This window comes from Stenotrophomonas genospecies 5 (assembly GCF_054473825.1).
The window spans coordinates 2,806,237-2,821,337 of sequence record NZ_JBTMUW010000001.1 but is presented as its reverse complement, the minus strand read 5'-3'; the positions used below and the strand labels follow the sequence as shown (position 1 = coordinate 2,821,337).

Sequence of the window (15,101 nt, the reverse complement as noted above, 5' to 3'; positions counted from 1 at the left end):
CGCTGCCGTTCAAGTCCTCATGCTGAAAACCCGCGCGTCGCGAGAGACGTGGTTGTTCGTGGTGATGGCCCTGCTGGTGCTGGGGGCTGGACTCGGCCTGCGCGATCCCTGGCCGTCGGATGAGCCGCGCTTCGCGCTCGTCGCCAAGCAGATGGTGGACAGCGGTCACTGGTTGTTCCCGCATCGCGGCCTGGAGCTGTACTCGGACAAGCCGCCGATGCTGATGTGGTGGCAGGCCACGCTCTATCACCTGATCGGCGATTGGCGGCTGGCGTTCCTGCTGCCCTCGCTGATCGCCGCGCTGGGCACGTTGTGGTGCGTGGTCGATCTCGGTGGTCGGCTGTGGACGCGACGCGTCGGCCTGTACGCAGGCTGGGCACTGCTGTTCGCACTGCAGTTCACCTTCCAGGCGAAGAAGGCACAGATCGATCCGCTGGTGGTGCTGTTCATCACCCTGGCCAATTACGGGCTGCTGCGCCACCTGCTGCTGGGCCCGGCATGGCGCTGGTGGTGGCTGGGCTGGTTCTTCGCCGGGATCGGCGTCATCACCAAGGGCGTGGGCGTGATCGCCCTGCTGATGCTCGTTCCAGCCGTGATCGGCTCGGCCCTGCGGTGGAACGGTGTGCGCCTGCATGCGCGCGACCTGCGCTTCTGGCTGGCGCCGCTGGCGTTCCTGCTGGCGGTGGCGCTGTGGCTGCTGCCGATGGTGCTGGCGGCGCTGGCGACCGGGCTGGACGAGTACCGCGCCTACATGGACGACATCCTGTTCCAGCAGACCGCACGGCGTTATGCCCAGTCCTGGGACCACCACCAGCCGTGGTGGTACTTCCTGGCGATCATGCCGTCGATGTGGATTCCCGCGTTCCTGGCACTGCCGTGGGCGATTCCGGCCTGGCGCCGCCGGCTGCGGCGACGCGACGCGCGCTACCTGGTGCTGCTGGGGTGGTGGCTGCTGATCGTGCTGTTCTTCTCGATTCCCGAGGGCAAGCGCGATGTGTACATCCTCCCTGCGCTGCCCATGTTCTGCCTGGCCCTGGCGCCGCTGCTGCCCGGCCTTCTGCGCCGTCGCGACGTGCAGGCACTGCTGGGGCTGTTCACGCTGGCCCTGGCCCTGGGCACGCTGCTGGCAGGCGCACTGGCATTGCTGGGCGAGCCGGGATTCGAGACGAGGCTGGAGCACGAACGTGGTCTGGCACCGGGCGTGATGGACGCGTTGGCCTGGGCGGCGCTGGCGATGGGCGCCTGCGGTGTGGCCAGCCTGTTGCTGTCTGGCCGTGGCCGGCGTCATCTGGCCATGGTGTCGACCCTGGCCACGGTGTGGGTGCTGTACAGCCTGGTGGGCTACCCGCTGTTGAACGATTCGGGTTCGGCGCGGGGCCTGATGCGCCATGTGGGGGAGCGCATCGGCCCGCAGGCCGAGTTGGGCCTGGTGGCCTGGAAGGAACAGAACCTGCTGATGGCCGATCGACCGGCGGCCACGTTCGGCTTCAACACCCCCTGGGATGAACAGCTGCAGGCGGCGACGCGCTGGCAGCGGCTGGTGCCGGCGCGGCGATGGCTGCTTGTGCAGGAGGACGCCCTGTTGCCGTGCGTGGACCGCGACCGGGCCGAACCGGCGGGCGTGGCCAATCGTCGCCGCTGGTGGCTGGTGCCGGCGGAGGCGGTGGTCGCGCCCTGCCAGGCCAGCGATCGCGAGCGCGAACGTGAACGGCGTTTGCAGGAACGGGGATAACGACCTGTGTCCACGCTTGTCCAGACTGCCCAACAGGCGACAAAGGCAGTAAAACAGCACACTGGGAGTGGCCGTTGTGGCCGCCCCCGTTCTTCCCGCACACCCGCAGCGAAACTTCCGACGTGCCAGCTCCACCGGACAACCTGAACCCCGCGGCCGGCGACCTGCCGGGTGCCCCCGTCGGCGGTCGGCAGCGCACGGCGCACTGGCTGGCGCAGATCGGTCTGTTCTGCCTTCCGGCGCTGGTGCTTACCGTGCCGATCAACCTGCTTCCGTATGGCCTGTTGCTGCTGGCCAGCACGCTGCTGGCGCCGGAACTGCTGTGGCGCGCCCGGCACATGGGCGGGCAGCCGGTGAAGGTGCTGACCTGGCTGATGCTCGCGGTGCTGGCACTGGGCCTGCTGTCGGTGCTGCTGTTCGAGCAGGGGCTGCGCGATGTCGACAACCGCTCGCGCTTCGTGGTGATCCCCTGGATCGCCCTGTGGGTCTGCGCGTTGCGCCCGGACCTGCGCTGGCTCTGGCGTGGCGCGCTGGCCGGGCTGCTGGTCACCTTCGCGATGTCGCTGTGGCAGGTACTGCAGGGGGCTCCGCGTGCGGAGCTGTTCACCAATGCCATCGTGCTGGCCGACATCGTGATGGTGCTGATGGTGCTGCTGGTGTTCTGCCGACCTTCGCGACGCTGGTCGCTGGTGATCGTCGGCATGGCGGCCGGCTGTGGAACCATCGTGTTGACCGGCAGCCGTGGCGTGTTCGCGGCGTTGCTGGCTCTGCTGGTGGTGCTCGCGCTGAGCCTGCGCTGGCGGACCGGCACCGCCCGCCTGTCGGTGCTGGCAGGCATGTTGGCGATTGGCGCCACCCTGCTGCTGTCGGTGCCCGAGCTGCGTCACCAGGTGCGGCTGAGCGAGCTGCACAGCGACATGCAGCGCATGGAGCAGGGCGACAGCGACTCTTCCGCCGGTGCCCGCGTGGAGCGTCTGCAGGTTGCCTGGGATACCTTCCTGGACCACCCGCTGGTCGGTGTCGGAATCGGCCACTTCGATGACGCGATGCAGCGTGTGCCGGTCTGCCGCGAGAACCCGGACGAACAGCGCTGCCACCTTGGCCATGCCCATAACGACGTAGCCGAATGGGCCGCCACCCAGGGCATGCCCGGCCTGCTGCTGCTGCTGGCGGTGTATGGCGTTCCGCTGTGGGTGTTCGTGCGCCTGCATCGGCGCAGCGGGCGCAGTACGTTCCGCGGGCCTGCCGCGGCCGGGATCATGATCGTGACCACGTACGTGCTGTGCGGGCTGACCCAGTCGATGTTCGCGCACCAGATGACGGCCAGCTTCTACGTCACCATCGTCGGCCTGCTGGCCGGGTTGTCGATCCTGGAAGGTGCCCGCCACCGCGGGGCCAACGCGGGTTGACGCCCCGCCGCCGGGCATGGCCCGGCGCTACCCCTGCACCGCCATGCCCGGCGCACGCAGGTGCACGGGAGCGGTAGCGCCGGGCCATGCCCGGCGGATCAGGGCTGCGGCGGGTCGGCCACCGCCTGACCGTTGCCGAGCATCCACAGCATGATGGTCTTCTGCCGCACGTAGTTGGCACGCACGTAGGCATAGACCAGGCCGTGCCAACCATCGCGGAAACCGCCGCGGAAAATGAATCCCCGCCAGAAGCGCCAGGCCGGTGCCAGCACCAGCTTGCCCAGGGTGGCGCGCTTGCCGCGTGCGAACTCGTGCTCGGCCATCATCCGCGCGTACTTCTCGGTCTTGGCCAGTTGCTGCTGCAGCGAGCGGTAGGGGTAGTGGATGAGGTCACCGCGCAGGGTGCCGACGCTGCCATCGACGCTGGCGGCCTCGTGGATCTCACGGGTGCCGCGCCAGCCGCCGCGGCGGCGGTCGAACAGGCGCATCACCCGGTCCGGATAGGCGTTGCCGTGGCGCAGGAAGCGGCCGAAATACTCTGAAAGGCGGGCAAAGCGGTAGCCCGCGTGGCCGCTGAATCCCCCCTCGCGGGCCTGTTCGATGGAGGCGCGCAGTTCCGGGCTGATGCGCTCGTCGGCATCCAGGCACACCACCCAGTCATGTGCTGCCTGCTCGACGCAGAACGCCTTCTGGCTGCGGAAGCCATCGAACGGCCGCTGCAGCACGCGGGCACCGGCGGCCTCGGCGATGGCCACGGTGGCGTCGCTGGAATACGAGTCCACCACGATGATCTCGTCGCAGAAGGCCAGCGAGGCCAGGCAGTCGCCGATGCGGCCGGCCTCGTTGAACGCGATAATGCACGCCGAGATGCGAGGCCGTTCGATGGGAGCGGTCGTGGAGGACATGATGGCCGGGTACCTGTTGTTTGCGACGGAGCGCTATGCGCTGCCTATTCTCGCCCCGTTGGCGCAGGCCTTGCACGCGTCCGGGCAGGAGGTGGCTGCCTGGTTCGAAGGTGGCGCCGCCGGCAGCCAGTTGCCGGGCGTGCCCGTGATCGGCCTGAAGCAGGCCCTGGCGATGCGCCCGCGCGCGGTGTACAGCGCGGCCAACTGGGTGCCGACGTTCCTGTCCGGTGCCAAGGTGCAGCTGTTCCATGGCTTCAACGTGGAGAAGCGCGACAGCGCACGTGGCCATTTCCGGGTACGCGGGATGTTCGACCTGTACTGCACCCAGGGCCCGGCCACCACCGCGCCGTTCCGCGACATCGCCGCCCTGCAGGGTCACTTCGCGGTGGCCGAGACCGGCTGGCCGAAGCTGGACCCGCTGTTCCGCGACGATGGTGGCGAAAGCGCCGCGCTGCGCGCAGCGGCGGGCGGTCGTCCGGTGATCCTGTTCGGCTCGACCTTCACCGAGCGGCTCAGCGCCGCCCCGCATCTGCATGCGCAGATCGCTGCCGACATCGCGGTCGGGGAACGCTACTGGCTGCTGACCCTGCACCCGAAGTGCCCGCCGGAGCTGTTCGAGCGTTACCGTGCGCTGGCCGGCGCCAATGCCCGCTTCATCGAACCGGAGCAGGTCATGGCCGCACAGCGCGCCGCTGATGTGCTGGTGTCCGATACGTCTTCGATCGTTTCGGAGTTCATCGTCCAGCACAAGCCGGTGGTGACCTTCCGCAACCGCGTCCCGAAACCGCACATGATCGATTTCGACGTGCCGGCGCAGCTGCCCGTCATGCTGCAGCGCGCGCTGCACCCGGATGCCGTCCTGCAGGCGGAGATCGTGCGCTATGCCGACGCGATCCATCCGTACCGTGACGGCCGCTCCAGTGAGCGGGTGATTGCCGCAACCGAGGATTTCCTGTCCGGCGAGATGGGCGCGCTGCGCCGCAAACCCTTCGGCAGCTGGATGCGTGACCTGCAGATCCGCAGGGATCTGGGCTACTGGGGGCCATCACAGCGGTGATCGGGGGATGTAGAGCCGAGCCCACGCTCGGCTGTGGCAAGCCGAGCATGGGCTCGGCTCTACAGTAGATCCACGCCAGGCGTGGAAGGGCGGCAACGGGTCACCAGCGCAGCTTGCGGCGCGGCAGCGCGGCGGCCAGCTGCGCCATCAGCGCCCGTGCCTGTGCGTGCGGCAGGTAATGCAGCGCCAGGGCCACATCACCATGCGCGCCTGCGGTGTCCAACTGCAGGCTGGCCGTGCCCAGCAGCCTGTCCAGCGGTGAGCGCTGCAGGCGCAGGCCCTGCAGCTTGTCCAGTTCCGCCCAGCGCCACCAGCGCCTCCACCATCCGCCGCGCACCGCGACGTAGCGATCATCCAGATGCCAGCCCATGCGGCCCATCTGCCGATGGGCGACCCAAAGCGCGACCGGCAGCCAGCCCAGCACCAGCAGGCCGGGTGTTCCCCAGCGCCAGTACATCGCGGCGGCCAGCAACGGCACCAGCAGTACGCTGCCCAGGCACAACCGCCACCAGCCGCGCTGCGGCACCGGCTGCCAGTGCGCGGGCGGCCACTGCAGCTGAGGCAGCAGGCGCTGCACCAGATGATCGCAGTCGGCGGCCGGTGCCAGCGGCGCGAGTTCGCGCAGCGCCCGATCTTCCTCGCGGGTGGGGCCGCCGGCAGCGCTGTCAATCTGCAGCTGGCGCCGCCCGAACCAGCGTTGCAGGGTGCCTTCGCGCAGGGTCCAGGCCTGGATGCGCCGGCGCGCCACGCTGCTGCGCGTGCGGCTGAGCAGGCCTGCCGCGACCGTCAGCCGGTGTTCCTGCTCGGTCAGGGTGAAGCCGGCATAGCGCAGCAGGGCCAGCACCACCGACAGCAGGCGCATCAGCAGCCAGCCTGCGACCAGCACCAGCGCGGCCAGGATCAGCAGGCCGGCAAGGCCCTCGTGCAGCTGGCTGGCGTAGCCGAACGCCTCGCGTCCTCCGCTGGAGATCACGCCGTCCAGCGAACGGCGCGGGATCACCTGCAGCAGCGCACCGATGGCGGCGGCGAACAGCACCCAGCCGCGGTTGGACAGCAGGCCAAGCCGGATCACTTCGGCAGTGGACATGCGCAGCAGCACTTCATCGGTCGGGTCGGCGGTGGCAGCCGGTGCGTTGCCAGGCGCCTTTCCGCGCTGCTTCACCAGCTGCTCCAGTGCCAATGCCTGGTCCAACCGCAGCACCCGCATCTCTGCCTCCGGGCGCACGCCGCCGGCCGACTCCAGGCGCAGCTCGGCCACGCCGAACAGCCGGTGCAACGGGTTCTGCCGCACTTCCACGTTGTGGATGCGGGCGAAGGGAATTTCCCGGCGGTTGCGCGCAAGCAGCCCGCTGCGCACGGTGATCGCATCACTGCCGATGCGGTAGCGGTAGCTCAGGTACTGCAGCACCGAGACCACCACCAGCGCGGCGATGGCCAGCAGCGGCATCAGCTGCGCCCACAGCGGGTCGCGGTCGCCGCGCTGGCCGAACACCAGCAGCGCGACCAGCGGCAGGAAGTAGTGCCGCAGCTGCATCAGCAGCACGAACAGCCATGACCAGGGGTGCAGGCGCTGTTCGTCGCCGCCGCGTGGCAGCGGGGGCGGCAGGGGCGGTGGCTGGCTCACAGGGCGTCGGCGTCCTGATCGAGCTGGTGGGCCAGGGTGTCGCGCAGGCGTTCGGCGTCGGCATCATCCAGGCCGCTGACAGTCACGGCACTGAGGCGGGTGCCTGCGGTGTGCACGATCAGCGTCGCCAGGCCGGCACGCCGCTCCAGCGGACCACGGCGCAGATCCAGGTGCTGCACGCGCGAGACCGGTACCTGCGTTTCGGTCTGCCACATCAGGTCCCTGCGCAGGCCCAGGCCCTGTGCGTCCAGGCGCCAGCGTGTGCGGGTCAGGCGGCGATGGCCCAGCCACGCGCCGAACAGGGCGCCGACCAGCAGGCCCGACGCTGCACCCCACAGCCCGGCAGGCAGATCGAAGAACCACCACGCGGCTGCCAGCGGTGCGCCTGGCACGAACAGTCCACCGAATGCGCCTTCCAGCGCAGCCAGGCGTGCGGCGCGGGCCGGCAGCGGCTGCCAGTCGTTGATGGGCACAGCAGGAAGAGGCTGGTCGGTCACACGGGCTCCGTCGGGCGGCAGGGCAGGCGGGGCGGCCGCAGCCGCACCGCGCAGACGGTAGCAGGTCGGGCGCGCTACTGCGCCGCCTGGATCAGTGCATCGACATCGAGCAGATGGCCGGCACGGTCGGCCTTGGTGCGCAGGTAGTGTTCGTTCTCGGCCGTGATCTCGCCAGTGACCGGAATGCAGTCCAGCACTTCGATGCCGGCATTGCGCAGGCGCTGTGCCTTGGTCGGATTGTTGCTGAGCAGGGCCACGCGGCTGATGCCCAGGCCGCGCAGCATCGCCACGGCGCTGCCATAGCGTCGCTCATCGGCGCCGAAGCCCAGTTGTGCATCGGCGTCGATCGTGTCCAGCCCGTCGTGCTGGTAGCCATAGGCGCGCATCTTTGCAGCGATGCCCGTTCCCCGGCCTTCCTGGTCCAGGTACAGCAGCACGCCGCCGCCCAGTTCCTTCAGTTTGCGCAGACCGCGTCGCAGCTGGTCCCCGCAGTCGCACTTGAGCGAACCGAACAGGTCGCCGGTCAGGCACGAGGAGTGCACGCGTACCGGCACCACGGCAGACAGGTCCGGGTCGCCGACGATGATCGCCACCTGGTCGCGTTGTGCAACGCCGCCGCGGAACACCGCGAAGGTGGTCATGCCGACATCGCGCAGCGGTACCGGCGAACGGGCGACCAGCTCATAGTCGTGGGCGGCGTGCGCCGCACCTTCGGCCAGGTCGCACAGGGCGACGTCGGCGGCGCCGTCGAAGGTCGCATCATCCACATCCAGGCGCACCGCGACCATAGCCGGCAGCAGCAGGCCCAGGCGGGCCAGTTCAACCGCGCCGGCATCGAAGGCATCGCCTGCGGTCCAGTGAGCCGGCATCGGCCCGGGCTCGCGCAGGTAGCCCAGCGTCGGCAGGGCGTCGAAGGCGATACCGGCCAGCGGCAGGCGCACACCGTCAGGTGCCTCCACCCCCAGCACGCGGGCGCGGGTCGCCGTCAGGAACAGGTAATGACGCTCGCGCGCTGCGCTGGCAAAGGCGGCAAAGCTGCTGGCGGTGGCGCTGTCCAGCGCGATCACGGCCAGGCGTTGGCCCTGGCCGTCGTGAAGCAGGACCGGGCGACCGGCGCGCAGTTCCGCGACCGCGCGCTCGCAGCGGATCGCGGCCGGGTCGCCGAACAGGGAGGAGGCAGCAGGCATGGCAGGACCGGGGGAGGCGGACATCGCAGTCTCTATGGGGGCGCCGGCGTCGTATTCAACGTGCTGCGGCCGCCGGTCGCAGGGCGGCACGGTGGGACTCAGTGCGGGTGTTCCTCGGTCGCGTAGGGATCATCCTCGCCGCTGCCCGGTGGCCGCAGCGTATAGCGCTTGTAGGTCCACTGGTACTGCGCCGGATCGCGGCGGGCGATGCGTTCGATCCCGGCGTTGAGGGCGGTGGCCGCAGTCTGCGGGTCCGGGTCGGCCACTGCGGGGTCGGCCGGCTCGACGTGCAGGGCGAATTCCATGTCCGGCCCAATGCGCTCGCACCAGCCATACAGGACGATGGCGCCGGTGCGTTCGGCCAGGCGGTTGACCAGGGTCATGGTCAGCGCCGGCACACCGAAGAACGGAACGAACACGCCGTCACCGGCCTTCGGCTGCTGGTCCGGCAGGATGCCGGTGGCGCCACCGTCCTTGAGTACCTTGAACAACTGGCGCACCGCCGGGCCCTCGGCGCGCACCTGCTGCACGTTCTGGCCACCCCGCACCAGCTGCAGGAACGCGTCGCTGGCTTCATCCTCCGGCGGCTTGTAGACGATGGCGATCTGTCCGCGCGAGGCCAGCCACTGGTTCAGCAGCTCCCAGTTGCCGAAGTGCGGCGCGGCCACGATCACGCCCCTGCCGCTGGCCAGCGCCGCGTCATACAGCGCTTCACCGTGACGCTGCTTCAGGTGCAGGCGCAGGTTCTCGGCCGGCGGGCGGCTCCACAGGCGCAGGGTCTCGATGGCCTGCAGGGCGGTGGAGCGCAGCAGATCGCGATGCAGGCGCTCGCGCGCAACGGGGTCCAGATCCGGGTAGGCCAGCTCCAGGTTGCGGCGGGTGACGCGACTCTCACGGGCGTTGAGACGGATCCAGGCCCAGGCCAGGGCCTGCGCGACGCCGCGCAGCAGCGGCCAGGGCAGGCGCGTGAACAGGGTGGTGGCGCGATAGGCCAGCCGGGCTTTGCGTTGCGGGTTCATCCACGCAAGTTTAGCCAAGGGCGCTGCTATCGTGGCCGGCCCCCTGACCGGAAACCCACAGATGCTCGTCCTGATCCAACGCGTCAGCCAGGCCGCCGTCCACGTCGATGGCGACGCCGTCGGCCAGATTGGCCCAGGCCTGCTGGCCCTGGTGGGGATGGAGCCGGGCGACACCGAGCCGCAGCTGCAGCGCATGGCCGAGCGCCTGCTGGGCTACCGGGTGTTTGCCGATGAAGCCGGGAAGATGAACCGCTCGCTGCGCGATACCGGCGGCGGCCTGCTGCTGGTCAGCCAGTTCACCCTGGCGGCCGACACCCGGTCGGGCATGCGCCCCAGCTTCACCACTGCGGCACCGCCGGCCGAGGCTGAACGCGGGTTCAATCGATTTGTCGACATCTGCCGTGAAAATCACGCGCCAGGGGTGGAAACGGGCCGCTTTGGTGCCCATATGATCGTCAGCCTGGTCAATGATGGTCCCGTGACCTTCCTTCTCAGGCCCTGAAGCCGCCGGGACCACCGCCCGGCAGGCGGGGCCCCGGGCTGGTATAATGCTACGTTCCCTATTTCCTACCCAGCCGGTGGCGCGAGCACTACATGGCCAACGAACGTCCTGCCCAATCCGAAATCAAGCAACTGATCAGCAAGGGCCTGGAACAGGGCTACCTGACCTACGCCGAAGTCAATGACCATCTGCCGGACGACATGGTCGATCCGGAACAGATCGAAGACATCATCGGCATGATCAACGGCATGGGCATTGATGTCCATGAAGTTGCGCCGGATGTGGAGACTCTCCTCCTCAACGACGGCAACACCGGCAACCGCGAAGTCGACGACACCGCGGCCGAAGAAGCCGCTGCCGCGCTGAGCGCGCTCGACACCGAAGGTGGCCGTACCACCGACCCGGTGCGCATGTACATGCGCGAAATGGGTACTGTCGAGCTGCTGACCCGCGAAGGCGAAATCGCCATCGCCAAGCGCATCGAAGAAGGCCTGGGCCAGGTGCAGGCCGCACTGGGCCAGTTCCCGGTGTCGGTCGAATCGCTGCTGTCCGATTACGAAGCCCACAAGGAAGGCAAGAAGCGCCTGGCCGAAGTGATCGTCGGCTTCAACGACCTGACCGACGAAGAGCCGGCTCCGCCGGCGGCCGCCGCCGATGACAGCGACGATGCCGACGCCGAAGCCGACGAGGACGAGGACGATGATGTCGACGGCGCCGATGAGGAAGCCGCACCGACCGGTCCGGACCCGGAGGAAGTCGCCGCGCGCATGCAGGCGCTGAGCGATGCCTTCAATGCCTTCAAGAAGGCCGCCGGCAAGGGCGACAAGAAGAACCTGCCGCGCCTGCGCGAAGAGATGTCGGCCGTGTTCGTCACCCTGAAGCTGCCGCTGCCGCTGACCGACGTGCTGACCAAGCAGCTGCGCGACACCATGGCCGAGATCAAGAGCCATGAGCGCCGCGTGCTGAACCTGGCCACCGTCACCGCGCGCATGCCGCGCAAGGATTTCATCCGCTCCTGGGAAGGCAACCAGACCAACCTGGAGTGGGTGGAAGACGCACTGAAGCGCAAGCAGAAGTGGTCGTCGGCGCTGCGTGAGGTGAAGGACCAGATCATTGCCGAACAGCAGGCCACGATCGACATCGAGAAGCTGACCCAGCTGGACCTGGAAGAGCTGAAGGAAATCAGCCGTGCCATGGCCTACGGTGAAGCCAAGGCGCGCAAGGCCAAGAAGGAGATGGTCGAGGCCAACCTGCGCCTGGTGATCTCGATCGCCAAGAAGTACACCAACCGTGGCCTGCAGTTCCTCGACCTGATCCAGGAAGGCAACATCGGCCTGATGAAGGCCGTGGACAAGTTCGAGTACCGCCGCGGCTACAAGTTCTCCACGTATGCGACCTGGTGGATCCGCCAGGCCATCACCCGCTCGATCGCCGACCAGGCGCGCACCATCCGTATCCCGGTGCACATGATCGAGACGATCAACAAGTTGAACCGCATTTCCCGCCAGATGCTCCAGCAGTACGGCCGCGAGGCCACGCCGGAGGAGCTGGCCAAGGAAATGGACATGCCGGAAGACAAGATCCGCAAGGTGATGAAGATCGCCAAGGAGCCGATCTCGATGGAAACCCCGATCGGCGACGACGAGGATTCCCATCTGGGCGACTTCATCGAGGACACCAATGTGGAGTCCCCGATCGAGAACACCACCAACATCAATCTGTCTGAAACCGTGCGTGACGTGCTGGCCGGCCTCACCCCGAGGGAAGCCAAGGTGCTGCGCATGCGCTTCGGCATCGACATGAACACCGACCACACGCTGGAAGAGGTCGGCAAGCAGTTCGACGTGACCCGCGAGCGCATCCGCCAGATCGAAGCAAAGGCGCTGCGCAAGCTGCGTCACCCGAGCCGCTCGGAACAGCTGCGCAGCTTCCTGGATATCGATTGATTCCAGCGGTTGTGTCGTGAACTGGAAAACCCCGCCTCGGCGGGGTTTTCTTTTTTCGTAAATTAATTCGTAATTTAATTCAGGTGGTGAAACGGCGTGGCCCTATGAGAATCAACGGGTTGCTTTGATCTGTGCCTTGCACATCACTTCATCATGTGGCAAGAATACGTAAATTAACTCGTAACGATATCGGCGCATGGCCCGTCCCCGCACTCACCTGGTCAACGACCTGCTGGAGCGCCTGCCCCCCGGGCAGGTGGTGCCGGCGGCCGATCTTCTGGCGGGCCTTGGGATCACTCGCCCGACCCTGGGACGGTTGGTCGCCGACGCGGGAGGCGCGGTCGTGCGGCTGGGCCGCACCCGGGCGACTGCCTACGCCCAGCGCCAGGACACCCCCGCTGGCAGCGAATGGCCTCTCTTCCGCATGCGCGAAGATGGACGTCTGGAAGAGCTGGGGCAGGTCGTGGCACTGCGCGGCGACACCTTTTACGTTCAGACGCAAGGGGATCGTCCAAATCTTGTCCGCCCGCCCGAGGGCGACATCATGGGTTGCTTCCCGGGCCTGCCCTGGTATCTGGATGACCTGAGGCCACAGGGATTCCTGGGAAGAACGTTCGCCCACCGACGCGGACGGGAGCTTGGCCTCCCTGAGGACATCAACCGCTGGCAGCTTGGCGACACCCTTCAGGCGCTGGTGCGCGCAGGTGGCACCGACGTCGGCGATCTGCTGCTGGGCGGCGACGCGGTTGCATCTGCTCTTGCGGCGATGGACACACCGCCGGACCGCGTGCGCAGCGAGGATCGACAGCAGCGCTATCCCGAATGGGCAACTGCTGCGCTGGAAGGCGAAGATGTGGGTTCCTCGCCCGGCGGCGAACAGCCCAAGTTCACCACGACGGTCGAGCACGATGGCGGCCGCTATGCCGCGCTGGTGAAGTTCGCCCTGCCGGGCGCGGGGGAGGCTGCCGAGCGGTGGGCAGACCTGTTGGTCTGCGAGCATCTGGCGCTTGAGGTTCTGCGCGAGGCGGGTGTATCTGCAGCAGAATCGTCGCTCATCCAGACCGACAGCCACACCTTCCTGGAGGTGAAGCGGTTTGACCGCTCGCCGGGCACACTGGGACGGCGTGGATTCGTGTCGCTGTTGGCCCTGTCCTCGGCGTATGTGGGTGACGTAACCATGGATTGGGGGCAGGCGGGTGAGCAGTTGCTGGCGCAGCGGTGGATCCATCAGGAGACCGCAACCGCCCTGTCGCGGCTGCACGCCTTTGGGCAATTGATTGGCAATACCGATATGCATCAGGGCAACGTCGGCTTCCATCTGCTGGATCGCGGGGCGTTGCCGCTTGCCCCTGCCTACGACATGCTGCCGATGTCCCTGGCCCCCTCGCGAACCGGCGTTCTGCGGGCGACAACGCCGCTTCCCCCGGTCGCACCACGGCGCGCAGGCCAATTGGATCACCTGCACTGGGCGGCTCCGCTGGCGGTAGATTTCTGGGAGCGGGTAGCAGCGTCGGGCCTGCTGCGGTCCAAGGTGCTGCTGGAGGTGGCCGGACAGAATGCAGCTCGGGTCCGGGCCATGGGGAACCGTTTCGGCTGAGGCACGCTTCTGCGGCCGGTCGGTGGCGAGAGAAGGCCTGACTCAACTACACTTTCACGTTGCACGGGCCTATAGCTCAACGGTTAGAGCAGAGGACTCATAATCCTTTGGTTCCAGGTTCGAATCCTGGTGGGCCCACCATAAAAAAACAGGCACTTAGGCTTTCGCCCAAGTGCCTCTTTTGTGCCGCCGGGAAAATTCAGCGCCGGCGCGTTGGTTTCACGACCGGCATGTCGTGATCGTAGCGGCCTGTCGTGGTTGGCGACTTGTGACCGGCAGCGTGTTGCTTGTCGCCACGGTTGCCCTTGGTGTCGGTAACGCCCCGGTGTTTGAGGCCATGCATCGAAAACCGCTCGCATTCCTCGATCACGTCCTCGCTTATTGCTACGCGGATGAACCGTTGCCAGGCACTGGACATTGAAGATCGTGCGATAGGACTCCTCGACTGCTCTACCAGCAGAAGCAGCTTCTCAGGTCGGGCAGATATGGCGAAGTTCCGGCCGTCACGGTTCCAAATCGCATTATGCCGCGTCACCAGCGCCTCCCACGCTTTGCTTATTTCGTTGTTCCATTCCGTAATCGACGCACGCGAGTCTTTCCGTCGCTCTCCGTGCACGCCTTGATCGAGGCGGTGAGCGTCAGTCAGCGTGCAGACCTCGATGCCCCCGCAGACGTGCGCTGAATGCCAGCACCATCGCTGGGGCGATGTAGGCGGGACAACTACCCTTTGTGTGAGGCGACCGGGCACCGCGCTCGCGGGCAAAGGCAAGCACCTTGGCGAACGCTTCGGGCGTGGGCATTTTGTGTTCACGGGCCTCCTTCGCCTGTTGCAGTCGGCTGGTACGTTTGAGCAACGGCGTATCGCAGGCTTCGCCCAAGGCGGTGAGGTATCAATGACCGACGCTGCCAAAGCGCCGAGCGAGAGCTCAACGGATGCGGCTGCGATAGCAAAGCTGTGCCCGAACCTGTCGCAGTCGATACCCAGGCATTCGCCACGCCTCCACGATTGATGTTGACGCTTAGGGGCGACGGGTGGGGCGAGTCGGACATTCTGGTGGGATTCGCCGGTGCCGCGGCTTCTGTACTTAAGAAGACGGCAAAGAAGAAGCTGATTCCGGTTGACCATGGCATTACCTTCATCCTCCGGGTTGCAGAAGAATCCGGCGGTCACACACAAGAGCGCAACGCCCTACACATCACGATTGAGCAGCGGACTGTACAGGCAGTTGTTGGCGGCACCGATATCAGCCCACAGGTACTTTTGGATTCGTCCGAGGTTGAGTTCAATGGCCGGCTGGGGCGTGGGATAACAGACCGATTTTGCGCCGACGACAAGTATCAAGGCGCAGGTGGTTCACTGCGTAGCAGGAAACGGCAGGTGGCAAGGCAGCAGTGATATCGGCAAGACCGTTGGGAGACAGGAGAAGCGGCAGCGGGAGATGGGCGACGGTGCCCGGACAGGGGCTGTAACCAAAAGAGTGTTCCACAACCCCATTTCATAGCTTTCCTGAAAAACTTTAAGTAGTAGTGCCTTCTTCTTGGACGCTATTGGATGCCCTCTTGCCTCCATTCTTTGGCGACTGCACGTCTGGCATCCATACGACCGCTCAACTCCTCACCGATCAC

Annotated in this window: 13 protein-coding genes and 1 tRNA gene; 8 read left to right on the top strand and 6 right to left on the bottom strand. The window is 67.0% G+C overall.

Annotated features, from left to right (window positions below):
• Positions 1-19 precede the first annotated feature (19 nt).
• Positions 20-1,732 (top strand): ArnT family glycosyltransferase, encoded by a 1,713-nt coding sequence (locus ACX9OW_RS12965; protein ID WP_445394079.1) that lies wholly within the window; start codon positions 20-22, stop codon positions 1,730-1,732.
• A 143-nt stretch (positions 1,733-1,875) separates the two neighbouring features.
• Positions 1,876-3,141, top strand: a complete 1,266-nt coding sequence (locus tag ACX9OW_RS12960; RefSeq protein ID WP_053517197.1) for an O-antigen ligase family protein — start codon at positions 1,876-1,878, stop codon at positions 3,139-3,141.
• Between the two features lie 98 nt (positions 3,142-3,239).
• Here the strand turns inward: ACX9OW_RS12960 and ACX9OW_RS12955 are convergent, their stop codons facing one another.
• Positions 3,240-4,046 carry a glycosyltransferase family 2 protein gene (locus ACX9OW_RS12955; RefSeq protein WP_053517120.1) on the bottom strand — a complete coding sequence of 269 codons (807 nt, stop codon included), beginning with the start codon at positions 4,044-4,046 and terminating at the stop codon, positions 3,240-3,242.
• On the opposite strand from ACX9OW_RS12955, the gene ACX9OW_RS12950 reads away from it, so the two are divergent.
• On the top strand, positions 4,045-5,103 hold the full coding sequence (locus ACX9OW_RS12950) for a CDP-glycerol glycerophosphotransferase family protein (RefSeq protein ID WP_277381805.1): 1,059 nt from the start codon (positions 4,045-4,047) through the stop codon (positions 5,101-5,103). The two genes, ACX9OW_RS12955 and ACX9OW_RS12950, sit on opposite strands and share 2 nt — an antisense overlap.
• A 100-nt stretch (positions 5,104-5,203) precedes the next feature.
• On the opposite strand, the gene ACX9OW_RS12945 is transcribed toward ACX9OW_RS12950, so the two are convergent.
• The 4 genes from ACX9OW_RS12945 to ACX9OW_RS12930 form a co-directional block, all read right to left on the bottom strand.
• On the bottom strand, positions 5,204-6,727 hold the full coding sequence (locus tag ACX9OW_RS12945) for a PH domain-containing protein (protein ID WP_277381113.1): 1,524 nt from the start codon (positions 6,725-6,727) through the stop codon (positions 5,204-5,206).
• Positions 6,724-7,224 (bottom strand): PH domain-containing protein, encoded by a 501-nt coding sequence (locus ACX9OW_RS12940; RefSeq protein WP_053517123.1) that lies wholly within the window; start codon positions 7,222-7,224, stop codon positions 6,724-6,726. The genes ACX9OW_RS12945 and ACX9OW_RS12940 overlap by 4 nt, the downstream gene beginning before the upstream one ends.
• 74 nt (positions 7,225-7,298) lie before the next feature.
• Positions 7,299-8,435 (bottom strand): GTP cyclohydrolase II RibA, encoded by a 1,137-nt coding sequence (gene ribA / locus ACX9OW_RS12935; RefSeq protein ID WP_065174455.1) that lies wholly within the window; start codon positions 8,433-8,435, stop codon positions 7,299-7,301.
• A 74-nt stretch (positions 8,436-8,509) separates the two neighbouring features.
• Positions 8,510-9,430: a lauroyl acyltransferase gene (locus tag ACX9OW_RS12930; RefSeq protein ID WP_065174456.1), complete on the bottom strand. Its 921-nt coding sequence runs from the start codon at positions 9,428-9,430 to the stop codon at positions 8,510-8,512.
• 61 nt (positions 9,431-9,491) lie between these two features.
• Between ACX9OW_RS12930 and dtd the strand changes: the two genes are divergently transcribed.
• From dtd to ACX9OW_RS12910, 4 genes are all read left to right on the top strand, one after another.
• Positions 9,492-9,932: a D-aminoacyl-tRNA deacylase gene (gene dtd / locus ACX9OW_RS12925; RefSeq protein ID WP_459062481.1), complete on the top strand. Its 441-nt coding sequence runs from the start codon at positions 9,492-9,494 to the stop codon at positions 9,930-9,932.
• Positions 9,933-10,024: 92 nt separating this feature from the next.
• Positions 10,025-11,878: an RNA polymerase sigma factor RpoD gene (gene rpoD / locus ACX9OW_RS12920; RefSeq protein ID WP_053517130.1), complete on the top strand. Its 1,854-nt coding sequence runs from the start codon at positions 10,025-10,027 to the stop codon at positions 11,876-11,878.
• A gap of 196 nt (positions 11,879-12,074) precedes the next feature.
• Complete coding sequence (gene yjjJ, locus ACX9OW_RS12915; RefSeq protein ID WP_459062358.1) at positions 12,075-13,475, top strand: type II toxin-antitoxin system HipA family toxin YjjJ; 1,401 nt, start codon at positions 12,075-12,077, stop codon at positions 13,473-13,475.
• 65 nt (positions 13,476-13,540) lie between these two features.
• Positions 13,541-13,616: transfer RNA gene (locus ACX9OW_RS12910), tRNA-Ile, on the top strand.
• A gap of 58 nt (positions 13,617-13,674) precedes the next feature.
• Here the strand turns inward: ACX9OW_RS12910 and ACX9OW_RS12905 are convergent.
• Complete coding sequence (locus ACX9OW_RS12905; protein ID WP_459062357.1) at positions 13,675-13,893, bottom strand: hypothetical protein; 219 nt, start codon at positions 13,891-13,893, stop codon at positions 13,675-13,677.
• A gap of 537 nt (positions 13,894-14,430) precedes the next feature.
• Between ACX9OW_RS12905 and ACX9OW_RS12900 the strand changes: the two genes are divergently transcribed.
• The gene (locus ACX9OW_RS12900; protein ID WP_459062356.1) at positions 14,431-14,871 is read left to right on the top strand and encodes a hypothetical protein; all 441 of its coding nucleotides are present in this window, start codon (positions 14,431-14,433) and stop codon (positions 14,869-14,871) included.
• Positions 14,872-15,101 lie beyond the last annotated feature (230 nt).